This window comes from Pseudomonas sp. Je.1.5.c (assembly GCF_051129895.1).
Taxonomy (GTDB): domain Bacteria; phylum Pseudomonadota; class Gammaproteobacteria; order Pseudomonadales; family Pseudomonadaceae; genus Aquipseudomonas; species Aquipseudomonas urmiensis.
This window is the reverse complement of the sequence record NZ_JBCPSP010000020.1, coordinates 53,959-78,162: the sequence shown is the minus strand read 5'-3', so window position 1 is coordinate 78,162 and position 24,204 is coordinate 53,959. Positions and strand designations below refer to the sequence as shown.

The following is a 24,204-nucleotide window of genomic DNA, read 5'->3' as shown; positions in this document are numbered from 1 at the left end:
ATGGGCCAGTTGCAGGCGAGCATGCGCGACATGACCCTGAGCTTGCGTGAGCTGATCGGCGGCATCGACCAAGGTGTCAGCCAGTTATCCAGTGCAGCCTCACAACTGGCAAATGCCAGCGAAGACACCAAAGAGCGGATCAACCAACAGCGCGAAGAGACCGACCAGGTGGCCACCGCGATGAACCAGATGAGCGCCACGGTGCAAGAAGTGGCACAAAATGCCGAGCAGGCCTCGCAAGCCGCGACCACCGCCGATCATCAGGCGCAGCTGGGCGATGAAGTAGTGGCCCAGGCGGTCGCGCAGATCGAGCAGTTGGCCGGGCAGATGGATCATTGCCTACGAGCCATGCATCACCTGGCGGGGGAAAGCCTGCGCATCGGCAGCATTCTCGATGTGATCAAGTCGGTGTCAGAGCAGACCAACCTGCTCGCGCTCAATGCCGCCATCGAGGCCGCCCGCGCGGGTGAAGCGGGGCGCGGCTTCGCGGTGGTCGCTGATGAGGTCAGAGGTTTGGCCCAGCGCACCCAGCAATCGACCGAAGAGATCGAGCAACTGATCGCCAGCTTGCACAGTGGCACAGACGAGGTCACCGGCCTGCTCGACAGCAGCAAGCAACTTACCGAACAAAGCGTGGAGCTAAGCCGTAAGGCCGGTGACGCGCTGGGGCAAATCACCCAGACAGTTTCCAGCATCCAGGGCATGAACCAGCAGATTGCCACGGCCAGCGAGGAGCAAAGTGTGGTGGCCGAGCAGATCAATCGCAGCGTGATCAATGTGCGGCAAGTGTCGGATCAGACCAGTGCCGCCAGTGAGCAGACGGCGGCTTCCAGTGGCGAGCTGGAGCAGCTGGGGCAGCAACTGCGCGGGATGGTAGGGCGGTTCAATCTCTAACAACGCGCATCAACGTGGGAGCGGGCTTGAACTGGTCAACTTATTTTGGACACCAGTTAAGGTTTCATGCCGCATCCTTGAGCTTTTTCTCCATGGCTACCGGGGTTTGATAACCGTTGTAGCTGTGGAGGCGCTTCAGGTTGTAGCGGACCAAATAAGCCTGAACGTCAGCCCGCGCCTGTGCTTCGGTTTCATAACCCCCTGCGGGAATCCACTCTGACTTCAGGGCCCCAAAAAAGCGCTCCATGGCGGCGTTATCCCAGCATTGTCCTCGATGGCTCATGCTCTGATTCATGTCGTACTCTTCAAGTGCAGCCCTGAACTTGTGGCTGGTGTACTGGCATCCCTGGTCGGAATGAAACATCACACCCTTCGGCTTGCCGCGGGATTCGGCCGCCATGCGTAGCGCGCTGCAGGCCAGCCTTGCGTCCGCAATCATTGAAAATGCCCAGCCCACCACCCGTCGTGCGTACAGGTCGAGCACAGCTGCCAAGTACAGCCAGCGCTTGCCAACCTGGATATAGGTCACATCCCCGCACCACACTTCGTTGATCGTCGAAACTTTGAAATTCCGCTTCAGCTGATTCTCTGCAATCAGCGCTTCCGCGCCTGAAGAACGGTACCGGTGCGGCCGGCGCTGCCTGCATTTCAGGCCAGCTTCACGCATCAGACTACGCACTTTGTAGCGTCCGACTTTATGGCCGTCACGCCGCAGTTCCTCGGTTAGTGTTCGCGATCCAGCCGAACCTCGAGAGACTTTGAAATGGCCCTCTACAGCCGAGCGTAACTGATCCCGCTCTGGATTTTTCCGGGCTTGGCGTTTGCGCCATGCATAGAAACTGCTGCGCTTGACCCCAAGCACGCGACAGCATTCGACGATACCGTATTGCTCACTCAGCTCGTTGATCAGCGAAAACGATCTTTGGAGTCCCGAAGCAGGAGAGCACTGGCCTTTTTTAGGATTTCGATATCTCGGTCTTTCTGCCGAACCAACGCCTCCAACTCTTGGATTCGTTGTTGATCCGGGGTGATAGCCTTGGCTCCAGCCGGTACCTTGCCCTCTCGCTCCTTGCGCACTTGCTCAACCCAGCGACGCAGGGCTGTAGGCCCAATTTCAAGCATTTCACAGACTTCGGGTACTGATTGACCACCGTCGAGCACCATCTCAGCAGCCCGGATTTTCTGTTCTTTCGAGTATGACTTTCGCACTGATTTTGCCTCCAATTGGGCGCCATCATAGCGCCCGTAGAAGGTGTCCAAAATCATTAGGCCAGATCAGCTTGCCCCGCGATAGCGTCAGCGCCAACAACGCTATCGCGGGGCAAGCCCGCTCCCACGCACCTGTTACCACGCACCTCCTACCAGGCCACGCCCCCCCTGACGACACCCTGTTGCAAGCCTCTGGCTTAGCATCCCAGCAGAGCTTGGGCCTCTACCAAATTTTGCGAACCGCGCAGAAAGCACAAAGGCGACCCTGAGGTCGCCTTTGCTTTAATAACGATCGAAATCGTTACTTCTTCTTACGCACATACAGGACCAGATTGTGGTCCACCAGCTCGTAGCCATGCTCGGCCACGATCTCTTTCTGGCGCTTTTCGATTTCCGAATCGAAAAACTCGATGACTTCGTTGGTGTCCAGGTTGACCATATGGTCGTGGTGGCCGCCATCAGCCAATTCAAACACCGCGTGACCGCCGTCGAAGTTGTGGCGAACAACCAAACCCGCCGCTTCGAACTGAGTCAGTACGCGATAGACGGTCGCCAGACCGACGTCCTCACCAGCTTCCATCAGCGCCTTGTAGACATCCTCGGCACTCATGTGACGCTGCTCGGTGGAGTCCAGCATCTGTAGGATCTTTACTCGAGGCAGTGTCACCTTGAGACCAGCTTTGCGCAGTTCGCTATTTTCAACCATGGTCAGCTTTCTCGCCGATGCTGCTTCGCAGCTTCTCTTAATACGGGTATGATCGGGGTTTACGTTGTCCAGCCAAGATAGTGGAAGTCGCCCACCGATGCAAAAGTCCAAGCTCTTGCTAACCAGCCTCACCATTGTGGGACTGCTCGCACTCGCCGGTTGCTCGTTTCCCGGGGTTTACAAAATCGACATCCAGCAGGGCAATGTCGTCACGCAGGACATGATAGACCAATTACGCCCCGGAATGACCCGACGGCAAGTAAGGTTTATCATGGGCAACCCGCTGATTCAGGACACGTTCAACACCAATCGCTGGGATTATCTCTACAGCCTGCAACCTGGCGGCGGTAAGCGTCAGCAGGAGCGTATGAGCATCTTCTTCAACGAAGGTGATCAGCTCGTGAGCCTGTCCGGCGACTTCATGCCAGGCGTCAGCCGCGACCAGGAAATCCTTGGTGGCAGCGGCGACACTACAGTCAGCCCGAACGCCCAACCAGGCCAGCCGACTCAGCCAGAAGAGAAGCCGGCCAAGCCAGGTTCGGTCGAGGAGTCGATCCAGCGCGAGATCGACACCATCGAAACCACGCCGGTGCCGACCCCAGCCCCGCTGGACACCAACCCGCAATAACGGCGGCGTTAATAAAAAGCCCGGACCTAGGTCCGGGCTTTTTTGTATCTGCTATTTACCGAAGCTTCAGCTATTAAGCTGCTTGGCGCGCTGGCAGAAGGCATCGACCAGGGTATTGGCCGCCTGGTTGAACAGCGGGCCGAGGGTCGCTCGCACCAGTGGCCCGGCATAGTCGAAAGACAGATCGAGGCTGATCTTGCAGGCCTTGTCGCCCAGCGCCTTGAACACCCATACACCATGCAACTGACTGAACGGGCCTTCTTCAAGGTTCATCTCGATCGACTGCCCCGGCACCAGCACATTGCGCGTCACGAACTGCTGGCTCATGCCGCCCTTGGCCACTTCCAGCCGCGCCCGCATGTGGGTTTCACTGCTCTCGATCACTGTCGAGGCCGAGCACCAAGGCAGAAACTGCGGGTAGCTGGCCACATCGTTGACCAGATCGTAGAGCGCCTGGGCAGGGTACGGCAGCAGGGCGGAACGTTGAATATGGGTTGTCATCCAGGCGTCACTTCCAAGGCTGGGCGGCGGCGCTTCTCAGCGCACCGAAAACAGGTTCTGCGCATTGCACAGCGCCTGCATTGTCCGGGATTCGATCCGCAGGCTCAAGCACACCGAAATCCCATAGCCGACGACGCGACGACTGCCTATAATGCGGCCCCTATGGCTAAGCAAAAGAAACATCCGACCGGGACCATCGCGCAAAACAAGAAAGCGCGACACGATTACTTCATCGAACACAAGTTCGAGGCCGGGCTGGTCCTGTCCGGTTGGGAAGTAAAGAGCCTGCGGGCCGGCAAGGCGCACCTGACCGACAGCTACGTGCTGCTCAAGGATGGCGAAGCCTGGCTGTTCGGCAGCCACATCACCCCGCTGACCGCCGCCAGCACCCACGTGATCGCCGACCCGATCCGTACGCGCAAACTGCTGCTGAACAAGCGCGAGCTTGAGCGCCTGGAAGCGGCTGTGGCGCAGAAGGGCTACACCTGCGTGGCCTTGGCGCTGTACTGGAGCAAGCACCTGATCAAGTGCGAGATCGCGCTAGGTAAGGGCAAGAAGGAATTCGACAAGCGCGATACCCAGCGCGAGCGCGATTCCAACCGCGAGATCCAGCGTGCGGTGCGCAACAAGGGCAAGGAAGACTAATTCCTGCTCACCCGCTGTGGGAGCGGGCTTGCCCCGCGATAGCGATGGTGAATGTACCGCCGCCATCGCGGGCAAGCCCGCTCCTACAGGGTCATGCGCTGCTTGTGGGGGCGCAGCTTCTCAGCGCCCGCTGCGCCGCTCTGCCCGCGCCACGCGCTGGGCCTCTTGCTGCGCCTCTTCGAGCACTTCCTGCACATACAAAATGTGCCGGCTCGACACCTCCCGCGCCTCTTCCGCCCGCCCCTCGACAATCGCCTGGTACAACTCGCGATGCTGGCTGATGAGCATGTCGCGCGTCTCTGAACGCTGCTGATACATGCCACCAATGTTGGTCACCACGTTGCGCTTGAGCAGGTCGAACAACCCCCGGATGGTATGCAGCAACACGGCGTTGTGACTGGCCTCGGCAATCGCCAGGTGGAAACTCGCATCCGCCGCGCCCTCCTCCGCCCGGCTGACTTCGTCCTTGCGTGAATAGCAATCTTGCAACGCATCGAAGGCTGCCTTGAGCCGCTCACGATCAGGCTCGGTCGCCCGCTGCGCCGCGTAGTAGGCGCATGACGCCTCCAGCGTGTGGCGAAACTCAAGCAAATCGCGCTGCGCCTCAGGGCTGTGCTCAAGCAACTGCAGCAACGGGTCGCTGAAGGTTGCGCCGAGCGAAGCCGCAACATAGTTGCCACCCCCCTGGCGGCTGACCAACAAACCCTTGGCCACCAACTTCTGGATCGCCTCACGCAGCGATGGGCGCGACACGCCGAACTGTTCAGCCAGAACGCGCTCAGCCGGCAAACGCTGACCCGAGGTCAACGTCCCTTCGAGAATCATCCCTTCCAGCCGCTCGACAATGTCGTCGGACAGGCGCCGTTGGCGGACCTGATCAAAAACCATCACATGCTCTCCACAAACCCCCGTACCGATTTCGGGGGCGCCTATTCTGGCCTATCCAGGCGCAACCGACACGCATCAGTTGGCGTTTTTCGCCCACCGACAACGGCCCGTTCATCGGCATCCGACCAAAGTTTGCCGCGAGACAAATTGACACAGCCGCAGCCACGCTTTTAACCTAGCGTCCAGACATTGTAAATTGGTCTTACCAATTATCCAATGCCAGTGCTGACCAACAACAATTAGGGGCCACCCCATATGCAAACCTGGCAACAACTCTATACCCCTCTGGGAAGCCTTGGCCTGTCCGCACTGGCGGCGGTCATCCCCATCGTGTTCTTCTTCCTCGCCCTCGCCGTGTTCCGCCTCAAAGGCCACGTGGCCGGTAGCATCACGCTCGGGCTGTCGATCCTGGTAGCGATCTTCGCCTTCAACATGCCGGTGGACATGGCCCTGGCTGCCGCCGGTTACGGCTTCCTCTACGGCCTCTGGCCAATTGCCTGGATCATCGTTGCCGCGGTGTTCCTGTACAAACTGACGGTCAAGAGCGGCCAGTTCGAAGTGATCCGCAGCTCGGTGCTGTCGATTACCGACGACCAACGCCTGCAAGTGCTGCTGATCGGCTTCTGCTTCGGTGCCTTCCTCGAAGGCGCCGCCGGCTTCGGCGCCCCGGTGGCCATCACGGCCGCGCTGTTGGTGGGCCTGGGCTTCAACCCACTGTATGCCGCCGGCCTGTGCCTGATCGCCAACACCGCGCCCGTGGCGTTCGGCGCGCTCGGCATCCCGATCATCGTCGCCGGCCAAGTGACTGGCATCGACGCCTTCCACATCGGCGCCATGACCGGCCGCCAGCTGCCGCTGCTGTCGCTGTTCGTGCCGTTCTGGCTGGTGTTCATGATGGACGGCCTGCGCGGCGTCAAAGAAACCTGGCCTGCCGCCCTGGTCGCCGGCCTGAGCTTCGCCGTGACCCAGTACTTCACCTCGAACTTCATCGGCCCAGAGCTGCCAGACATCACCTCGGCCCTGGCCAGCCTGGTATCGCTGACCCTGTTCCTGAAAGTGTGGCAGCCCAAGCGCTCGTTCGTCGAAGCCAAGGGCAGCGTCGGCGCCGCCGTGGTGCAGTCCAGCGGCAGCCAGCCTTCGCCGTACAGCCTGGGTGAAATCTTCAAGGCCTGGTCGCCGTTCCTGATCCTCACCGTGCTGGTGACCATCTGGACCCTGAAGCCGTTCAAGGCCGCCTTCGCCCCGGGCGGCGCGATGTACAACTTCGTGTTCAACTTCGCCATCCCGCACCTCGACCAGCTGGTGATCAAGACCGCTCCGATCGTCGCTGCACCCACTGCAATGCCAGCGGTGTTCAAGCTCGATCCGATCTCCGCCACCGGCACGGCGATCTTCCTCTCCGCACTGATTTCCATGGCAGTGCTGAAGATCAACTTCAAAACTGGTCTGACCACTTTTAAAGAGACCTTCTGGGAGCTGCGCTGGCCGATCCTGTCGATCGGCATGGTGCTGGCCTTCGCTTTCGTCACCAACTACTCGGGCATGTCTTCGACCATGGCCCTGGTTCTGGCGGGCACCGGCGCTGCGTTCCCGTTCTTCTCGCCGTTCCTGGGCTGGCTGGGCGTATTCCTGACCGGCTCGGACACCTCGTCCAACGCCCTGTTCGGCTCGCTGCAGGCCACCACTGCGCACCAGATCGGGGTCAGCGACACCCTGCTGGTAGCGGCCAACACTAGCGGCGGCGTGACCGGCAAGATGATCTCGCCGCAATCGATCGCCGTGGCCTGCGCCGCGACTGGCCTGGTCGGCAAGGAATCGGACCTGTTCCGCTTCACCGTCAAGCACAGCCTGTTCTTCGCCACCATCGTCGGCCTGATCACCCTGGTCCAGGCGTACTGGCTCACCGGCATGCTGGTTCACCACTAAAGTGACAGGGGCCGGATGCGTCACGGCGCATCCGGCAGCCGCCCCTTTCAACCTTTGCAGCGAGATTCCATGATCATTTCTGCCTCCACCGACTATCGCGCCGCGGCCCAGCGCAAGCTGCCGCCATTCCTGTTCCACTACGCCGACGGTGGCGCCTACGCCGAGTACACCCTGCGCCATAACGTCGAAGACCTGGCCAGCATCGCCCTGCGTCAGCGCGTGCTGAAGAACATGTCCGAGCTGAGCCTTCAGACGCAACTGTTCGGCGAGACCCTGAGCATGCCGGTCGCCCTGGCTCCGGTCGGCCTGACCGGCATGTACGCCCGCCGCGGCGAAGTGCAGGCGGCGCGTGCGGCAGCCGCCCACGGCATTCCGTTCACCATGTCGACGGTGTCGGTGTGCCCGATCGAAGAAGTCGCCCCGGCCATCAACCGGCCGATGTGGTTCCAGCTGTACGTGCTCAAGGACCGCGGCTTCATGCGCAACGCCCTGGAGCGGGCCAAGGCCGCTGGGGTCAAGACGCTGGTGTTCACCGTCGACATGCCCGTACCCGGCGCGCGCTATCGCGATGCCCACTCCGGCATGAGCGGCAAGAACGGCCCGCTGCGCCGCGTGCTGCAAGCCATGACCCACCCCGAGTGGGCCTGGGATGTCGGCGTGATGGGCCGCCCGCACGATCTGGGCAACATCTCCACCTACCGCGGCAACCCCACGGGCCTGGCCGACTACATCGGCTGGCTGGGCAACAACTTCGACCCGTCGATCTCCTGGAAAGACCTGGAGTGGATCCGCGAGTTCTGGGACGGCCCGATGATCATCAAGGGCATTCTCGATCCGGAAGACGCCCGTGACGCCGTCAAGTTCGGCGCCGACGGCATCGTCGTGTCCAACCACGGTGGCCGCCAGCTCGACGGCGTGCTGTCGAGCGCCCGCGCCCTGCCGGCGATTGCCGATGCGGTCAAAGGCGAGATCAAGATCCTCGCCGACTCCGGCATCCGCAGCGGCCTCGACGTCGTGCGCATGATCGCCCTCGGCGCCGACAGCGTGCTGATCGGCCGCGCCTTCCTCTGGGCCCTGGCCACCCATGGCGAAGCCGGGGTGAAGAACCTGCTCGAGCTGTTCGAAAAAGAAATGCGCGTCGCCATGGTGCTCACCGGCGCCAAGTCGATCAGCGAGATCACTCGCGATTCGCTGGTGCGCGAACTGGGCGCCTGAACGCCTGCACCCAATACCGCCTGATAATCACCGGGGCACCTCGCGCAACAGACGCGACGGCCCCGCGAGGAGATTGCATGAGCTTGCCCGCCGCGTTCCTCAGAGATGCCGAGCGCCTGATCCCCGCAGACCGCCGTTTTGACGACCCGACCTCGACCCTGGCCTTTGGCACCGATGCCAGCTTCTATAGGCTGATCCCCAAGCTGGTAGTGCGCGTCGAGTCTGAGGACGAAGTGGTCGGCCTGCTGCACCTGGCCCAGCGTGAGCGCGTGCCAGTGACCTTCCGCGCCGCCGGCACCAGCCTGTCTGGCCAGGCCATCAGCGACTCGGTGTTGATCGTGCTGGGGGATAACTGGAACTGTAAGGAGATCCGTCGCCAGGGCGAGCAAATCCGCCTGCAACCCGGCGTGATCGGCGCCCAGGCCAACGCCTGGCTGGCCCCGTTCGGGCGCAAGATCGGCCCCGACCCGGCCTCGATCAACGCCTGCAAGATCGGCGGCATCGTCGCCAACAACGCCAGCGGCATGTGCTGCGGCACTGCGCAAAACACCTATCACACCCTCGCCGGCCTGCGCTTGGTACTGGCCGACGGCACTCGCCTGGACAGTGAAGACCCGGCCAGCGTCGCCGCCTTCGAACAGAGCCACGCCGAGCTGCTCGGCGAACTCGCCCGGCTCGGCCGCGAGACCCGCGCCAACAGCGAACTGGCGGCCAAGATCCGCCACAAATACCGCCTGAAGAACACCACAGGTCTGTCGCTCAACGCACTGGTGGACTACGACCAACCGCTGGATATCCTGCAGCACCTGCTGGTCGGTTCCGAAGGCACCCTGGGCTTTATCAGCGCGGTGACCTACGACACCGTGCTCGACCACCCGCACAAGGCCTCGGCACTGATCGTCTTCCCGACCGTGGAAAGCTGCTGCAAGGCGGTGACGGTACTCAAGCGCCAACCGGTGTCCGCCGTCGAATTGCTCGACCGCCGCAGCCTGCGTTCGGTACAGGACATGCCCGGCATGCCGGTGTGGGTCAAGGCGCTGTCGGACAACGCCTGCGCCCTGCTGATCGAGTCGCGCGCCGCCAGCCAGAGCCTGCTGCACGAGCAACTCGAACTGATCATGGCCTCGATCGCCGACTTCCCGCTGGAGCAGAAAGTCGACTTCAGCGAAGACCCGGCCGTGTACAACCTGCTATGGAAGATCCGCAAAGACACCTTCCCCGCCGTCGGCGCAGTACGCCAGACCGGCACCACGGTGATCATCGAAGACGTGACCTTCCCGGTCGAGCAACTGGCCGAAGGCGTCAACCGGCTGATCCAACTGTTCGACAAGCATCACTATGACGAGGCGATCATTTTCGGCCACGCGCTGGAAGGCAACCTGCACTTCGTCTTCACCCAAGGTTTCAATAGCGCACAGGAAGTGGCACGCTACCAAGCGTTCATGGACGACGTCGCGCAACTGGTGGCGGTCGAATTTGGCGGCTCGCTCAAGGCCGAGCACGGCACCGGACGCAACATGGCGCCCTTCGTCGAGCTGGAGTGGGGGCATGACGCCTACCAACTGATGTGGCAGCTCAAACGCCTGCTCGACCCCAACGGCATCCTCAACCCGGACGTGGTCCTGAGCGAAGACCCAGCCATCCACCTCAAGCACCTCAAGCCCCTGCCGGCGGCCGACGAGATCGTCGACAAGTGCATCGAGTGCGGCTTCTGCGAACCGGTCTGCCCGTCCAAAGGCCTGACCCTCAGCCCGCGCCAACGCATCGTCATGTGGCGCGACATCCAGGCCAAGAAGCGCGCCGGCGAAGACGTGCGCGAGCTGCTGCGCAGCTATCAATACCAAGGCATCGACACCTGCGCCGCCACCGGCCTATGCGCCCAGCGCTGCCCGGTCGGCATCAACACCGGCGAGCTGGTGAAGAAACTGCGCGGCCAGGCCGCCGAGCACGAGAAGACCGCCGACTGGCTGGCCGAGCACTTCCACACCGCCCTGCGCGGCGCCCGCTTCACCCTGGCCGCCGCCAACGGCGCACGCAAGCTGCTCGGCGCGCCACGCCTGGGGCGGATCAGCGCCTCATTGAGCAAAGCCAGCAACGGCCGCCTGCCGCAGTGGACCCCAGCGATGCCGCAGCCACTGCGCGCCATCGACTTCGGCCCGGCAAGCAACGACGCCCGACCACGGGTGGTGTACCTGGCCGCCTGCGTATCGCGGGTCATGGGCCCGGCCTACGCCGACCGCGAGCAAAGCTCGCTGCTCGACAAGACCCGCGCCCTGCTGGAGAAAGCCGGTTACCAGGTGGTGTTCCCCGACAACGCCGACAGCCTGTGCTGCGGCCAGCCGTTCGCCTCCAAAGGCTACGCCGAGCAGGCCGAGCACAAGCGCCAGGAGCTGATCAACGCCCTGCTGCATGCCAGCCGCGGCGGGCTTGACCCGATCTACTGCGACACCAGCCCCTGCACCTTGCGCCTGGTGCAAGACCTGGGCGAAACCCGCCTGGACCTGTACGACCCGGTGCGCTTCATCCGCACCCACCTGCTCGAGCGCCTGGAGTTCACCCCCCAGGAGGAGCCGGTGGCCGTGCATGTCACCTGCAGCACCCAGCACCTGGGCGAAAGCCAGGCGCTGATCGACCTGGCGCGGCGCTGCAGCAAACAGGTGGTGATCCCCGAAGGCATTCACTGCTGCGGCTTCGCCGGCGACAAAGGCTTCACCACCCCAGAGCTCAACGCCCACTCGCTGCGCAGCCTCAAGGATGCGGTGCAGTATTGCAGCGAAGGCATCTCGACCAGCCGCACCTGCGAGATTGGCCTGTCGAGCCACAGTGGGATCGACTATCACGGGCTGGTCTATTTGGTAGACCGCGTGACCCGGGCGCGGAGTATCTGATCAAGCGCGGTGTTTGTGGGGCGACCTGAATGATCACATCATCCATGATCGCCCCGGGCCCTTTGCGGGGATCTGAATGAACACTTCATCCACAGCCGCCGCGAACCCCGTGGATCTGAATGAACACTTCATCCATAGCCGCCGCGAACCCCGTGGATCTGAATGAACACTTCATCCATAGCCGCCGCGAACCCCGTGAATCTGAATGAACACTTCATCCATAGCCGCCGCGAACCCCGTGGATCTGAATGAACACTTCATCCATAGCCGCCGCGAACCCCTTGGATCTGAATGAACACTTCATCCATAGCCGCCGCGAACCCCTTGGATCTGAATGAACACTTCATCCATAGCCGCCGCGAACCCCGTGGGAGCTGGCTTGCCTGCGATCGAGGGCAAAGCCCTCGCCTACGGCCTCCAGCCGTAAGACATTTCCGAACCTGCAACCAAATACTTCAGCTCAACCACGCTTGGGAATTACCCTACGACCGCTACAGCCGTTTCGCTGTTGTTGAGCACGAGCATCAGGGCTAATTTCCTCGGGTCGTCGTATTAGGCGACCCGGTGTGAGAGCCTGAGACCTAGCTGTAGCCATATGGCAGCTGTGCGCGGGCAGGATTCGTCCTGGCCGGGTTCCTAGGTCTCCGGTCTCTCACCCCGCGAACAGCTGCCACCCTAATCCTGTGAGAGGGATTTCGCTGGGAGCTCCTGACCGACCCTAGGAGTTGCACCATGAAAAAGCTCGTCCCCGACCCACCCCACCTCAAACTGCTCACCCCCTCTGACACCTGCACCCGGGCCACCCCCAACCCGAACACCCCCTCCCCCGCAGCTATCAAGGAATGATCAGATGACCCACGACCTCAGAAACTGGAAAACCGCCGGTAGCGAAACCTTCCTCGACCTCTACCGCATCCTGCCCGGCGTCCCCGCCGAGCGCGCTTTCGAAGAACTCTCGACCATGCTCGGCCTGATCCGCCACCTCACCCTCGAAGCCGAGATCAACGGCGATCACATGGCCCTCGGCGCAGCCCGCTACCTCAGCGCCTTCGCCAAGGCTGTGGCCGATGACATCGAACTGGGCAAGCTCTACCCCAACGCCCAGCCCTGACAGCGCGCCCTATCTGCCAGCCAGCACTTGGATTGAACCCACGCCCGAGCGCCACAGTCCACCCTTCAGGCCCACCTTCCAGAGGCCTTGCAGAAGGAGACACCCATGAAAGGTACTGCTCTCTCAGCCCTATTCGCGGCGGCCACCCTGCTGGCTTCCCCCGTGTTCGCCGCCGACGACCTGTGCGCCCTGAACCTGCAGAAAATCGACGACAGCATGGCCACCGCCGGCGCCACCTCCGAAGGCCTCGACAAAGCCCTCACCGAGCACGTCGACAAAGCCAAGGCCGCCCAGGCCTCCGGCGACACCAAAGAATGCATCGCCATTACCAGCAAAGTGCTCGAACGCCTGGAGAAAACCGACAAAGGCAGCGGCACCAGCGGCGGTAGCGGCGGCGCGTGAGGCCCGGCACGGGCGACGACAGGACCAGTTGTCGACGTCGCCCGCGCAAAGGCGTATACTCCGCCTTGCGTGCTGAAAAGCACGTTCAGCTAGAGCTGAGTGTGGGGCCGATTAGGATTCGACGCCGGTCACGAAACTCTAGGTGCATGCCGAGTTGGTAACAGAACTCGTAAATCCACTGTTGCAACTTTCTATAGTTGCCAATGACGAAAACTACGAGGGTTACGCTCTCGCTGCGTAAGCAGCTGAGCCCGCTCTCCTGGTAGCTTCGGCTCCAGCAATCACTAGGGGATGCCTGTAAACCCGAAGTGATTGTCATACAGAACAGGATCGTCGTGTAGCACGTTGGGGGCAAAGCGACTAAAACTTACCCAACTCGTCCAAAGCACCCTGCCACTCGGGCGGCTGCGGATTAACTCAGTAGAGACGGCTAAGCATGTAGTACCGACAGCGGAGTACTGGCGGACGGGGGTTCAAATCCCCCCGGCTCCACCAAATGATCAAAAAAAGACGTCCACGGACGTCTTTTTTTGTGGCTAAAACCCAGAAAATACGGGGCTTTCAGCGACATAACCATCCCACAACGTCCAGCACAAGCCATGGCCAGCGGCATTCCAAATGGCATTCCAAGCCTACTGATGTTAATTTTTGGAATGCCAAATCACGTTCGGAACCACCATGTGCGCTCAAGCAACCCGTCTATCTGAACTCAGAGTGAAATCTGCCAAACCATCAGAAAAGGACTATGTCCTGTTCGATGGAGCCGGCCTCCAACTTAGAGTGAGAAGCAATGGCTCCAAGCTGTGGAACTTCAACTATCGGCATCCGATAACGAAGAAGCGGATCAACATGGGCTTGGGAACCTTCCCCGAGGTTTCATTAGCACAAGCGCGCAAGAAAACTCTCGATGCTAGAGAGGTGCTTGCTAGTGGCATTGATCCGAAAGAGATACGTGATGCTGAACTGCAGGCTAAAAAAGCAGCGACAGAGCACACGCTCCAGAATATAGCGACGTCTTGGTATGAGCTCAAAAAAGATGCGGTAACCCCCGCCTACGCCGAGGACATTTGGCGCTCGCTTACGCTGCATGTCTTTCCCGATCTGGGCGGCACACCGATAACATCCATTACAGCGCCGAAGGTCATCAGCCTTCTCAAGCCGCTCGAAACTAAAGGCAGCTTGGAAACCGTCAAACGCCTTACGCAGCGACTCAACGAGATCATGACCTACGGGGTCAACTCAGGCCTGATACCCGCCAACGCACTTACCGGGATTGGTAGCGTGTTCAAGAAGCCGAAGAAAAAGAACATGCCGGCTTTACACCCCGATGAGCTAAATGAGCTCATGGTTGCCATCGCGAACTCCAGCATAAAAAGAACCACTCGATGCCTGATCGAGTGGCAACTGCATACGATGACTCGCCCCGTTGAGGCTGCCACTACTCGCTGGGCTGATATCGATTTCGAGAAAAGGATCTGGACGATCCCGGCTGAGCGCATGAAAAAACGTTGCCCGCATACGGTGCCGCTTACAGATCAAGCATTGGCCATTCTGGAAGCGATCAAACCCTATAGCGGGCACCGTGAATATGTGTTCCCTGCTGACCGCAATCCGCACACTCACTGCAATAGTCAAACGGCCAACACGGCCTTGAAACGTATGGGTTTTGAGGGACGCTTGGTCAGCCACGGAATGCGCTCAATGGCCAGTACCACGCTCAATGAACACGGCTGGGAGCCTGAATTGATAGAAGTAGCCCTTGCTCACGTCGACAAGGATGAGGTTCGTAGCGCCTACAACAGGGCTGACTACATCGAGCGCAGGCGCCCTATGATGGCTTGGTGGAGCGAGCAGATTCAAAAAGCTGCTACCGGAAACTTATCAGTAACAGCGGTAAAGAGAACTCACGACAATACGGCCGTTGCGAGATGAAACAAGCCAATAATTAGAACTTAATATTTGCGATATCTTTTTTTCGCAAACCCTCAATAATCATATATTTTCTTGTCGTGAGTTTAGACAAATGAACTACATGAATGAAATTCCAGTCATCGATCTTTTTGCAGGCCCCGGGGGACTTGGAGAGGGATTCTCGTCGATAGGTGGCCACCTAAAAGGCACACGCAAGTTCAAGTTACGCGTCTCGATCGAGAAAGACCCAGTGGCTCACGCGACGCTATCCTTACGTGCGTTATTCCGTGCTTTTCCTAAAGGTGAAGTACCGGAGGCTTACTACAGGTACATTCGGGGTGAGATTACCCGCGAAGAGCTATTCAAGCATCCGGACGTCCCAGCGGAAGCTGTGGAGGCCTCGCAAGAGGCAAAGCTCGCAGAGCTTGGCAAGGATTCACATGAGGACATCGACCGTTGGATCAGCAAAGCCCTGAGTGGCGCAAATGAATGGGTTCTCATCGGCGGTCCGCCCTGCCAGGCGTACTCGGTAGCTGGCCGCGCCCGTCGAACCCGCGAGACCCTGGAGGAATTTGAGAGCGACGAGAAGCACTTTCTATACAAGGAATACCTGCGGATTATTCGCGAGTTCAGACCAACGATCTTCGTCATGGAGAACGTAAAAGGCATCCTGTCCTCGCAACACAGTGGATCGCACATCTTCCAACAGATTCTCGAAGACCTTTCGAGTCCCGCAGGAGATCTTTCGTACCGCATCCGCTCCTTTGTCGTCGCTGACGAAGCGGAAAACCTGGATCCGCACGATTTCATCATCCAAGCCGAGCGCTACGGCCTCCCACAAGCACGACACAGAGTCATCTTGTTCGGTGTTCGCTCTGATGTCGTATCGAACTGCCCCGCATTACTGGAGCGTTCTCACAACTTGGTGCTGGAACCCAGTCAAACGGCCTTTACCGTTGGCCAAGCCTTATCGGGACTCCCCCCACTGCGCAGCAAGATTTCAAGGGGAGGAGACTCCCTTGAATCTTGGCTTGCGGCATTGAATGAGGCCAGTTCTATCCTTTTGCGCCCTTATGTAGCCGGTCGAGGTGATCTAATAGATACCATGCGAACTGCAGCGGCCAACGCACAGCGATTAAACTCAAACGGTAGTCGGTTCATACCTTGGAACGTAGCGCCAAAGATGAGCCCCAAACAACGGGAGTGGTTCCTCGACCCCAGGCTTGGGGGAGTCCTGCAGCATGAGGCAAGGAGTCATATGCGCTCTGACCTGCACAGGTACATTTTTGCTGCTACCTTCGCAAAGCTGTACGGAACTTCACCGAAAATACACCAATTTCCCGAGCAACTCCTACCAGCTCATGAGAACGTTTCTTCCGCCTCAGTCCCCTTCAGTGACCGTTTCAGGGTTCAAATGGAGGATTGCCCATCTACGACTGTTGTTGCCCACATAGCCAAAGATGGCCATTACTACATACACCCCGATCCGAGTCAGTGCCGGAGCTTTACTGTTCGCGAAGCTGCACGACTGCAGACCTTCCCTGATAATTACTTCTTTGAAGGTAACAGAACACAGCAGTACACACAGGTCGGAAACGCCGTGCCACCACTTCTAGCGCGGAAAATCGCAGCTATCGTTGCAGCAGTCATCGACTCTTATCGAGCAGGGAAAACTCGCCAAAAATTGCAGGGCCTCTGATCCAGGCGGACAGCATATCGGGAAAGGCTTCCAGTGCCTGAGAGTCTCGGGTCAGACACTCCCAGACAACGACAACTCGCCAGCCTGCCTCAGCCAACGCGATCTGCGCCCTGCGATCCCTCTCTACATTAGCCTCAAGCTTTCTCCGCCAGAACTCGGTGCGAGTTGAAGGGATCTTTGTCTTGAAACAACCTTGATGCATGTGCCAAAAGCAGCCGTGCACAAAAAGCGCGACCCTCCACTTGGGAAGAACGACATCGGGGACTCCGGGCAAGTCCTTCCTGTGCAACCTGAAACGAAAACCGGCCTTGAAAAGGACACGACGTACAAGCATCTCGGGCTTGGTGTCCTTTCCTCGTATTCCCGACATCATCCGACTTCGAGTCAGTGTGTTAACTACATCTGTCACAACCCTCCTCGGCGCGCCTCAGGGACATCGACCGAAGGCGCAGAGAATGGTCGAGAGAACATGGCCTCTCGGCACTCTGGCCGCTTTGCCCACTCGGAGATCATCCTACCATTTGCGGTGTCATGGAGACGGTCATAGACTTCCCGAGCCCAAATTTCGATCTGCTCAACAAGCTGAGGAGATACGCCTTGTCTACTCCAGATCCGCTCAAGATCAAATGACTCGCCGTAAGTCTTGGAAACCACTGCGACAGTGTAAGCAGCAACGTTTGCGAGAAAGGCCGGCACCAATGGTCGTGCCGCCTTGTGAACTGCTTTGAAGAGTAATGCCTTCGAGACAACAGCCTTGAAATAGGCCACATCCGGAGTGAAAACCTCTCCTTCAGCTTCCCCCTCAGTCATATCGGACATAAACCGATCAAAGCACTTCTGTGCACCAAGGCTGACAACGTCAGCCTGGCCATCCCACGCCTTGGAGTACTTCGCCAACTCGGTTTTCGTGATCTTCCTAGAGGTTGGGACGGAGTCCTTCAGCGCGCGCAGCTTCGCAGGGGTAACACCATCACGTGCAAGAAGAGTGTTGTAACTGCCAGCAGCTCTCTCGTAGAACCATCGCCCTGTACCATCAGGGCAGTAGACAGAAAGAGACAGCCGCTCAATATCAACATGAAACGGCTTGTTGGCCGATAGGTCTGATTGGCGAACAGCATTTTGACTATTGGCATAACGCGAGATATCGGAGACAAGGGCTTCCTCTTTTGTAGGATCCTCCTCCTTCATGACGATGATTTTGGCTGGGACGCGAACCTTGCTCAAATCCGTGTCAGCATATTTCTTCTTGGCGAAGAAAATGGAGGCTGTCGTTTGACCGCCATTCACGATTTGCATACCGCGCAACCAAGCGATACCTGGTGATCCGTCCACGGCACGATCAAGCCGCATCTCATCAGCGACTAATACAATCCCGTTGTTGTAAGCCATGAATCTTTCCGGCGCATTCCGAAGGGTATTCTGAAGCCCCGCATTCACACCCTTCGCCTTAACGCTTAGGAATGAGCGGACATTGGCCTCAAGTAGACGAGGTCCGAACCTCTCGTAGACAAACCGAAGTGCTTCACCCGGGATAGCGGTAAGTGCATAGTCATAGTCTCCTGTTTCACCAGGTACGAAAACGCATGGTAGTGGAGAGCCAGACACCTCATTGAAATCAACAACAAGCTCATCACGTGGCTTACCTTCGGAGCGATGGCGGAACAGCCGCTCAATGTCCATGACCTCAAGCTTCACGGACTTCCCACCAACATCTCGGGCCTTGAAACTCTTCGACTTGGCTATGCCGTCCGTAAGTACGTAGACGCGAACCTGCTCAAGCCCGTCATAGATTTCCCGAATCGTAAGCGCAAGGGAATGGACGTCACTTGAGGGATCGAGCTTATCGGCGATACGTCCCGCCGCACAGAGTTCCAAAAAGCGGACACACTGGGCCGCCGCTGTCTTAACGTCTTGATCGGGGATCGAGCTCAGGCTTTCGAAACCCTCGTAGAGACTGACGAACAGGTCGAGCTGGTCAGCATCTTCAGACATGGCATAGCCACTCAAGCGCAGATTCGCGTTGCCGACCTTTCCCTGAAAGTGGCAGACAACTGGCTCAAAAGTCATTCCTGCATCAACAAGATGCTGCATCACCACTTCGGAAAAAACGAGTTCGGCAAAGGGGGAGCCGTCACTCATCTGAGCAGCTATCTCGCCCCTGGTCTCAGCGAAAAAATCATCAAGGGTCATCCGTTTACTCCTAGTAGCCTCAGAGCCGCATCGAGATCCGAGAGGAAGTCCCCGGCGTGCTCCAGATTGATTTCGTATAGAGCTCGACTGATACCGATGGGAACGGTTCCAGGAGTCAGCCGCGGAAAACCTTCGGACACAGAGAGAATTCTCCTCTCCTTCAGTTCGAACCTACGGGTGTAATGGCTCAAGTGACCTTCGTAGTAGCCAGAAACCATGAGCCTTTCTCTGAGGAAAATGGCCGCTCCTGGTTCACCGTCAAGGCGTTGCTCGATATCCGCGACCATCTCTGGAAGGGTGAGACCACCCTCCCCACGCGAGAACCGCATAGCCGCGAGGAAGAGTGGCGACGCCACAGAATCGTCCAACTGCTCAAGGGAGCCTATTTTCACCGGGAAGCCAGACGAGGACATCGTCGCCTTGACCTCAATTGCTCCGTCTCCCAACAGGAAGTCTTGGGGGGCGTCGTCGGGCCCCACCCAGCCCTTGAGCCCCCCTTCAGCAGGAACCCCCGAATCCAAGAGAGCGATCAAGAAGGCAAGCTCGCCCGCCAGACCTAGCTCCGCCTCGGGGCTAAGAGAACTCGCGCCACGCGACATGAATTTCTGCCAAGCAACTACTCGTCCGATTAAAACCCGTAACAGCTTGGCCTCGGAAACACCAGCAGCGGCGGCCTCGTCCATAGCTCCGGCCACATCGCAAGCCATAGCAGCGAAAAGTTCAACGCTTCCGGCTGTTTGGCGAGTCAGCGCCAGCCTAAGCAGCCTTTCACTTGTTGAATCTACTTTCTCGACCGAAAAGCCCTGCCCCTCGGGTAGCTTCTCGGTTCGAGCCAACCTGGCGGTAGGAAAGCAGAACAATATCGCCTCGGCGTTGGCCGGCGAGCGGCGCCCCGCCTGAACTTCGACGGGGCCCGCTGGATGTAGGGAAATTGCCTGCCAACCTGGACCGGAATCACTGCTGGATAGTGACGACCAAGCTAGTAGGAACTCTTCACTCGGACGGGCCATATTCTTGCTTCCAATATAGGAGATTGACTTCGTACTCCACGCTAATCGGGTTGTCGCTGGAGGGGAACGCAATTGCGAAAGCCATGATGGGCTTGCTCCACCCGGGAACGATAAGCCGCTCAGGCGCTTTGTCCTTGTAGAAGTAGGGCGTGAGCGGATAAAGCAGAAGCAACCCGCAGTCCACGTCACCTCCAAGTTTTCTACGAGCTTCGCGGATGCCCTTGCCGCTGGGGAAGTTCGGTAGCTTCTCCCGACCACGGGCGGGGTCGGGCTTCCAAGATGCGCGGGTGAGAGTCAGTGCCTCGCGCCAGGAGTCATCGCCAAGGTCGATACCTTCATCCTTGGGGTCAGTGAGCACACCGATAGCAAAGTTCTTGGGATCGATATTCTCAGGATCAACGGAGTCCTCAGTCTTGCGAATCGAATAGGTCGTTGAAGGATCACCGCCGGGGAAGATATGCGGATCCCCTACACCATTGCCGCCGCCGAGCAGCGCGACGCTCCACTTCTTCAATTGACCGGTGTCGACCATCTTGGTGATGAACTCTGACAGCACTGCGGCCTTGGCACTGGTGGCATTCGGATGGGTCACATACGAACCAAGGAACGCAAGCACCTTGGATACATCAACATCTTTCCATAGGCGGGCACTTGGCCAGGAGTCCGGATCGCCATCGCGGCCATACTTCGGTGAGTCCTCCCATGGCCCCGCAAGCGATCCGATCAGGGCGTCCGTTGCGTCGAGATTCTGCTGTTGAATCTTGGCATCGCGGTGAAACAGGATTGTCTGCGGGCGGGTACCGCTGTAAGTCAGCGAGAGCGTCTGCGCATTGCGCATCTTCAAGGGGGAGGTGACGGTGAGCACCTCATGCGACATCACTTTGAGCCCATACTGATCCGGCGTCAGTTTGGCCTCAGCCATGAAGTCGAACTCTTCCCGCAGCTCCTCTGATGCGTCGGCAATGTGGCCGAACCATTTCACCAGATCGGGAGACGTGTAGAGGCGGCACAGGTCAAGGTATCCGGGGCGGTAGCCGAACCAGCGGCCCATTTGCATGAGCGTGTCATACATCTTCGTCGTGCGCACAAAGTAGCTCACACACAACCCTTCCAACGTCAGGCCCCGGGCAAGCTTGTCACCGCCAACCGCGATCACCTTGAGTGCCGCACCTGGTGTCGCATAGTCGAGCGCGTCCTTGGCCATTCCATTGATCGAACGGATCTCAATGTCATGCAGCACTTCGGGCAAGACGGCGAGGATGTCGTCCCAGCTCGGCATGGTTGGCGGACACTCCTCGACCGGAGAAAGCACCGCGACCTGGTCGCGGACTGGGAGAAAGTCTTCGTCCCAGAGCCTGCGCAAGTGATCTAGCAGCGCCTCGGCGCCGATGCCGCGGTTGATCTTCTGGCGCATGCGACGCACGGCTTCCTCGATCTGCTCTCGCACATGGTTCTGCACATCTACGTAGCGAGTGACGTGAACCAGCATTGAGCTGTGCTGATCCCCTTGACCGCGTAGCTCTCGCACCGAGCAGGCCAAGACGAAAGCATAAATTGCCTCGCGCAGAGAAGGTGGAATGCTCTCTTGTCCGTTGTAAGTAGGGACATGCGCTTTATTGTGCTTCGGCGGCATCCACCCCGAGTCCGCCTCAGGATCGTAGTGATCCGCAATATCCCGGGATAGGGGAAGAGCTCCCTTGCGCCCCTCCTTGGTCATCTTGCCGAACATGCGGGCGGGGCCCACATAGTTGGAAGGGGCGGCCAGGTTGATAATGAAAGATTTGGGGAAGAGATCCGGGCCTTCCTTGGCCGTCGCGCCCTTATGATGGATGAAGATATTGGCGAAAGGTGTTGCCGTGTAGCCGACGTAGGCCTTACGCGTGAAGGCGTGCAAGACTTGACGGATGAGACTGTTGATGGTCTTGGGCTGATGCTCTTCGTCCGGCGTGCCGTCATCATTGAACATCTGCTCGCCCGTGTCGACGGACGCGTTGTCCGCCTCATCGTCGATCATCAACAATGGAAGCTTCGTCACCAGCTTACGACCATCACTCGCGCTGGTACTATCAGCCACACGCGTTTGAATCCAGTTCAGCAGGGCCGTAAGGACCGTTTTCTGCTTCTTGACGACGAAAAGCCATGGCCGCTCCTCGGGCGAAATGCCGTGAAAGTGTTTGGCAATGGCCTTGCTAAAATCACCGTTCTCCGCGCGTGTAGTTGCAGAATTGGTCTTCAAGTCTTCGCCGAACTCGGCCACGCCAATGGGCATACCCGGATCACGATCGATAGTCGTCTCGTATCCCAGGAAGCTTTCTTCTAGCCGCATCTGGGTCTGCGAGCGCAAGTTGTTGTGCATACCAGCAAGCACAATGATGATTTTGTAGCCTGCGTCGGCGGCCTTACAGATAAGCCCGGAGTAATTGCTGGTCTTGCCGGATTGCACATGCCCAACGACAAGTCCCCGGCGATCCCAATCATCTCCCCGCTGTGGGTCTTCTAGCAGGCCAAGGATGTCGTCGGTGGCCTCATCGAGCCCTTCGACTACCGTGTCGGATAACTTGGACTCCAAGAAGTCCCCGTAGCGTCGCCAGTAGTGCCAGTCGCGCTTGCGAGCCGCAGTGAGCCAGTCAATGTGGCCCACGTTGTCTCTGAGCGTGGTCGATTTGCCGATCCAATGGCTGAAGCGCTGGATCAGAGTGGCAACGGCTTTGCCCTGATCTACAGCTTGCGGTGAATCGCTTGCAAACATTGCCGTCGCAAGCTGAACCTTCTCGGCAATGAAGGTCGGGGTAATCTTGGATTTGTCCTTCTCGGCCTTCACCAATCGCTGTGCGGTGGCAATAACATTTTCCAGCAGTTCAGCTTGCGCTGCTGCCTCTTCCGCTGAGGTCATTGGTTCTCCCCTAATTTGGCGACCAGCGTTGGGTAATTTTGAAATGGCTCCGTCCTGAGCATCGACTTGCGAGCCTCTTCGACGCTCAAGCCTTTACGCTCGATCAAGTCGTTGAACAGTACGCTTGCCACCTCGATCACGGCTGCATTGGGCTCGCCATCGAAGCCGGTTCGCGGTGTTTCTTTATTCTCGGCTGTATCGAGCCATATCCGCTGGACAGGTACCGTTTCCTCGACGACCCGCAGCATTGCCCGGACAAGGTCAGCTTTTCCGCCAACCGACTCGATTACCGCAGCCACTGCCGGATGCCCCTCGTCGATGCGGTAGCGCACACCACCTTTAAGTCGCTCGACACGCCATGCTTGTTGCTCAACCTTGAGACCTCCTGGGCCTGGCATTGGCGATCCACGAAATGCAAAGACTCTTCTAGCCCGCTCTCTCGTATCCTCAGCTAGTTTCGTCAGCCATGGGCGTACAGCCACTGGAGGCCGTGCGGTTGACTTCTTGACATCGATCTTCCAAGTGGCATCGGCAGTGTTAGGAATGTCCAACCTGATTCTGGCAAGCCTTTGAGGCTCCTCTCGGTTCCATGCACGCCCCTGCCCCAGCCCGAGCCATCCGCCTGCCAGAAGCAAACGCCGGTTGCGATAAACGTAAAATCCCTGCTGGGATGTCCACCCCTCTGGCCCACCGGCCTTACGGTACTCCTCCTCGGAGATTCGATCCTTGTGCGGCAGTACATGGCATTGGGCCTCAACAAGGCCTGAGGGTGTAAGGATCTGGGCGACTGGCGAATGCCACGGCTTCGCAGGGTGGCCTGTCATAAAGGGATCCCAAGGGCTCACCAGCTTGCCGTTTATGAACAGCCGAAAAACCGGATTTGGCGCCTCCAGCAAGCGGTGGAAAATCATTGCCAAGCGTAGCTCGACATCGTCTATCAAGTCTGCAAAGTGGTCGAGGTCATAACCAGGTGTAACGATTCGGTCCAACCGCTCCCACAGAACTATTGTTCCAGAGCAGAGTGTTTCGGCCGGCTCAACGAAAGCTTCGGAACCAAGAGTCGGCCCCTCAAACATCTTCCACCCATCATCCGGTGCAGCAGCAATAGCATCGAGATCCCAACGCAGACAGGATACGGGGCCACTCGCCTTTCGAGACGCGACAGTGAGACAGCGGCACTGAGAAAAGGATGCAGTTTTTAACCCCATTCCAAATCGGCCGAGATCACTAGGCTGACGCTCATCAAGAGGGCTCTTGGCTCCCAGCGTCATCGCAGTCTCCAACTCAGCGTCATCCATTCCTCGACCATCGTCCAAGATGGAAATCCGACTTTTCTCACCATCCCAGTCGAATTTCACATGAACCACTGATGCTCCAGCGGAAACGCTGTTATCAATCACATCTGCCAAAGCAGCTGCTGTCGAATAACCGAGCCCACGCAGGGCTTCCAGCATCGCCCCCGCTCGTGGCGGAGCAAGTCGGGTTCTC

At 58.9% G+C, this 24,204-nt stretch carries 19 protein-coding genes and 1 other RNA gene; 11 read left to right on the top strand and 9 right to left on the bottom strand.

The genetic code is table 11. The annotated features are described in order from the left end of the window. Nucleotides 1-894, top strand: coding sequence for a methyl-accepting chemotaxis protein (locus AAZU54_RS15895; RefSeq protein WP_405130351.1), 894 nt, complete (start codon nt 1-3; stop codon nt 892-894). A gap of 64 nt (nt 895-958) precedes the next feature. Here the strand turns inward: AAZU54_RS15895 and AAZU54_RS15890 are convergent. Both AAZU54_RS15890 and fur read right to left on the bottom strand, forming a co-directional pair. Continuing rightward, a protein-coding gene (locus tag AAZU54_RS15890; protein WP_223218641.1) for an IS3 family transposase occupies nt 959-2,160 on the bottom strand; the annotation gives its coding sequence in 2 pieces (ribosomal slippage) (nt 959-1,854 and nt 1,854-2,160; 1,203 coding nt in all). A 244-nt stretch (nt 2,161-2,404) separates the two neighbouring features. Beyond that, the gene (fur, locus tag AAZU54_RS15885) at nt 2,405-2,809 is read right to left on the bottom strand and encodes a ferric iron uptake transcriptional regulator (protein WP_186556509.1); all 405 of its coding nucleotides are present in this window, start codon (nt 2,807-2,809) and stop codon (nt 2,405-2,407) included. A 97-nt stretch (nt 2,810-2,906) separates the two neighbouring features. Here fur and AAZU54_RS15880 point away from each other — a divergent pair, with 97 nt between their 5' ends. Next, a complete protein-coding gene (locus AAZU54_RS15880; protein WP_186556510.1) occupies nt 2,907-3,437 on the top strand; it encodes an outer membrane protein assembly factor BamE in 531 nt (176 codons plus the stop codon). 66 nt (nt 3,438-3,503) lie between these two features. On the opposite strand, the gene AAZU54_RS15875 is transcribed toward AAZU54_RS15880, so the two are convergent. After that, entirely contained in the window at nt 3,504-3,938 is a 435-nt protein-coding gene (locus tag AAZU54_RS15875; RefSeq protein ID WP_186556511.1) for a type II toxin-antitoxin system RatA family toxin, read from the bottom strand. A gap of 162 nt (nt 3,939-4,100) precedes the next feature. Here AAZU54_RS15875 and smpB point away from each other — a divergent pair, with 162 nt between their 5' ends. Beyond that, on the top strand, nt 4,101-4,583 hold the full coding sequence (gene smpB, locus AAZU54_RS15870; RefSeq protein ID WP_186556512.1) for an SsrA-binding protein SmpB: 483 nt from the start codon (nt 4,101-4,103) through the stop codon (nt 4,581-4,583). Nucleotides 4,584-4,703: 120 nt separating this feature from the next. Here the strand turns inward: smpB and AAZU54_RS15865 are convergent, their stop codons facing one another. Further along, nucleotides 4,704-5,471 (bottom strand): FCD domain-containing protein, encoded by a 768-nt coding sequence (locus AAZU54_RS15865; protein ID WP_186556513.1) that lies wholly within the window; start codon nt 5,469-5,471, stop codon nt 4,704-4,706. A gap of 255 nt (nt 5,472-5,726) precedes the next feature. On the opposite strand from AAZU54_RS15865, the gene AAZU54_RS15860 reads away from it, so the two are divergent. The 8 genes from AAZU54_RS15860 (at nt 5,727) to AAZU54_RS15825 (ending at nt 16,623) form a co-directional block, all read left to right on the top strand. After that, nucleotides 5,727-7,397: a lactate permease LctP family transporter gene (locus tag AAZU54_RS15860; RefSeq protein WP_434727368.1), complete on the top strand. Its 1,671-nt coding sequence runs from the start codon at nt 5,727-5,729 to the stop codon at nt 7,395-7,397. A 69-nt stretch (nt 7,398-7,466) separates the two neighbouring features. Next, the gene (lldD, locus tag AAZU54_RS15855) at nt 7,467-8,612 is read left to right on the top strand and encodes an FMN-dependent L-lactate dehydrogenase LldD (protein WP_264236901.1); all 1,146 of its coding nucleotides are present in this window, start codon (nt 7,467-7,469) and stop codon (nt 8,610-8,612) included. Nucleotides 8,613-8,689: 77 nt separating this feature from the next. Then, the gene (locus AAZU54_RS15850; protein WP_434727367.1) at nt 8,690-11,500 is read left to right on the top strand and encodes an FAD-binding and (Fe-S)-binding domain-containing protein; all 2,811 of its coding nucleotides are present in this window, start codon (nt 8,690-8,692) and stop codon (nt 11,498-11,500) included. 850 nt (nt 11,501-12,350) lie between these two features. After that, nucleotides 12,351-12,611, top strand: coding sequence for a DUF3077 domain-containing protein (locus AAZU54_RS15845; RefSeq protein ID WP_264236898.1), 261 nt, complete (start codon nt 12,351-12,353; stop codon nt 12,609-12,611). Between the two features lie 105 nt (nt 12,612-12,716). Then, nucleotides 12,717-13,013: a hypothetical protein gene (locus tag AAZU54_RS15840; RefSeq protein WP_186556518.1), complete on the top strand. Its 297-nt coding sequence runs from the start codon at nt 12,717-12,719 to the stop codon at nt 13,011-13,013. A gap of 103 nt (nt 13,014-13,116) precedes the next feature. Next, nucleotides 13,117-13,508: a transfer-messenger RNA gene (gene ssrA, locus AAZU54_RS15835) on the top strand. Between the two features lie 183 nt (nt 13,509-13,691). Then, nucleotides 13,692-14,945 carry an integrase domain-containing protein gene (locus AAZU54_RS15830; RefSeq protein WP_434727366.1) on the top strand — a complete coding sequence of 418 codons (1,254 nt, stop codon included), beginning with the start codon at nt 13,692-13,694 and terminating at the stop codon, nt 14,943-14,945. A 91-nt stretch (nt 14,946-15,036) separates the two neighbouring features. Continuing rightward, the gene (locus AAZU54_RS15825) at nt 15,037-16,623 is read left to right on the top strand and encodes a DNA cytosine methyltransferase (RefSeq protein ID WP_434727365.1); all 1,587 of its coding nucleotides are present in this window, start codon (nt 15,037-15,039) and stop codon (nt 16,621-16,623) included. Here the strand turns inward: AAZU54_RS15825 and AAZU54_RS15820 are convergent. From AAZU54_RS15820 to AAZU54_RS15800, 5 genes are read right to left on the bottom strand one after another with little or no spacing between them, the layout of a single operon-like run. Continuing rightward, nucleotides 16,571-17,032 carry a very short patch repair endonuclease gene (locus tag AAZU54_RS15820; protein WP_434727364.1) on the bottom strand — a complete coding sequence of 154 codons (462 nt, stop codon included), beginning with the start codon at nt 17,030-17,032 and terminating at the stop codon, nt 16,571-16,573. The two genes, AAZU54_RS15825 and AAZU54_RS15820, sit on opposite strands and share 53 nt — an antisense overlap. Beyond that, nucleotides 17,029-18,813: an AIPR family protein gene (locus AAZU54_RS15815; protein WP_131197341.1), complete on the bottom strand. Its 1,785-nt coding sequence runs from the start codon at nt 18,811-18,813 to the stop codon at nt 17,029-17,031. Before AAZU54_RS15815 ends, AAZU54_RS15820 begins: the two co-directional genes overlap by 4 nt. After that, the gene (locus tag AAZU54_RS15810; protein WP_434727363.1) at nt 18,810-19,823 is read right to left on the bottom strand and encodes a PD-(D/E)XK motif protein; all 1,014 of its coding nucleotides are present in this window, start codon (nt 19,821-19,823) and stop codon (nt 18,810-18,812) included. The genes AAZU54_RS15815 and AAZU54_RS15810 overlap by 4 nt, the downstream gene beginning before the upstream one ends. Then, a complete protein-coding gene (locus tag AAZU54_RS15805) occupies nt 19,807-22,716 on the bottom strand; it encodes a Z1 domain-containing protein (RefSeq protein WP_434727362.1) in 2,910 nt (969 codons plus the stop codon). Before AAZU54_RS15805 ends, AAZU54_RS15810 begins: the two co-directional genes overlap by 17 nt. Then, nucleotides 22,713-24,170: an ATP-binding protein gene (locus AAZU54_RS15800; protein ID WP_434727361.1), complete on the bottom strand. Its 1,458-nt coding sequence runs from the start codon at nt 24,168-24,170 to the stop codon at nt 22,713-22,715. The genes AAZU54_RS15805 and AAZU54_RS15800 overlap by 4 nt, the downstream gene beginning before the upstream one ends. Nucleotides 24,171-24,204 lie beyond the last annotated feature (34 nt).

Bases quoted from the DNA above. Each gene is read 5' to 3' on its own strand.
- AAZU54_RS15880 (WP_186556510.1), top strand. From the start codon at position 2,907: ATGCAAAAGTCCAAGCTCTTGCTAACCAGCCTCACCATTGTGGGACTG.
- fur (WP_186556509.1), bottom strand. From the start codon at position 2,809: ATGGTTGAAAATAGCGAACTGCGCAAAGCTGGTCTCAAGGTGACACTG.
- AAZU54_RS15840 (WP_186556518.1), top strand. From the start codon at position 12,717: ATGAAAGGTACTGCTCTCTCAGCCCTATTCGCGGCGGCCACCCTGCTG.
- smpB (WP_186556512.1), top strand. From the start codon at position 4,101: ATGGCTAAGCAAAAGAAACATCCGACCGGGACCATCGCGCAAAACAAG.
- AAZU54_RS15830 (WP_434727366.1), top strand. From the start codon at position 13,692: ATGTGCGCTCAAGCAACCCGTCTATCTGAACTCAGAGTGAAATCTGCC.
- AAZU54_RS15845 (WP_264236898.1), top strand. From the start codon at position 12,351: ATGACCCACGACCTCAGAAACTGGAAAACCGCCGGTAGCGAAACCTTC.
- AAZU54_RS15810 (WP_434727363.1), bottom strand. From the start codon at position 19,823: ATGGCCCGTCCGAGTGAAGAGTTCCTACTAGCTTGGTCGTCACTATCC.
- AAZU54_RS15875 (WP_186556511.1), bottom strand. From the start codon at position 3,938: ATGACAACCCATATTCAACGTTCCGCCCTGCTGCCGTACCCTGCCCAG.
- AAZU54_RS15800 (WP_434727361.1), bottom strand. From the start codon at position 24,170: ATGCTGGAAGCCCTGCGTGGGCTCGGTTATTCGACAGCAGCTGCTTTG.
- AAZU54_RS15860 (WP_434727368.1), top strand. From the start codon at position 5,727: ATGCAAACCTGGCAACAACTCTATACCCCTCTGGGAAGCCTTGGCCTG.
- AAZU54_RS15865 (WP_186556513.1), bottom strand. From the start codon at position 5,471: ATGGTTTTTGATCAGGTCCGCCAACGGCGCCTGTCCGACGACATTGTC.
- AAZU54_RS15815 (WP_131197341.1), bottom strand. From the start codon at position 18,813: ATGACCCTTGATGATTTTTTCGCTGAGACCAGGGGCGAGATAGCTGCT.
- AAZU54_RS15825 (WP_434727365.1), top strand. From the start codon at position 15,037: ATGAACTACATGAATGAAATTCCAGTCATCGATCTTTTTGCAGGCCCC.
- lldD (WP_264236901.1), top strand. From the start codon at position 7,467: ATGATCATTTCTGCCTCCACCGACTATCGCGCCGCGGCCCAGCGCAAG.
- AAZU54_RS15850 (WP_434727367.1), top strand. From the start codon at position 8,690: ATGAGCTTGCCCGCCGCGTTCCTCAGAGATGCCGAGCGCCTGATCCCC.
- AAZU54_RS15895 (WP_405130351.1), top strand. From the start codon at position 1: ATGGGCCAGTTGCAGGCGAGCATGCGCGACATGACCCTGAGCTTGCGT.
- AAZU54_RS15805 (WP_434727362.1), bottom strand. From the start codon at position 22,716: ATGACCTCAGCGGAAGAGGCAGCAGCGCAAGCTGAACTGCTGGAAAAT.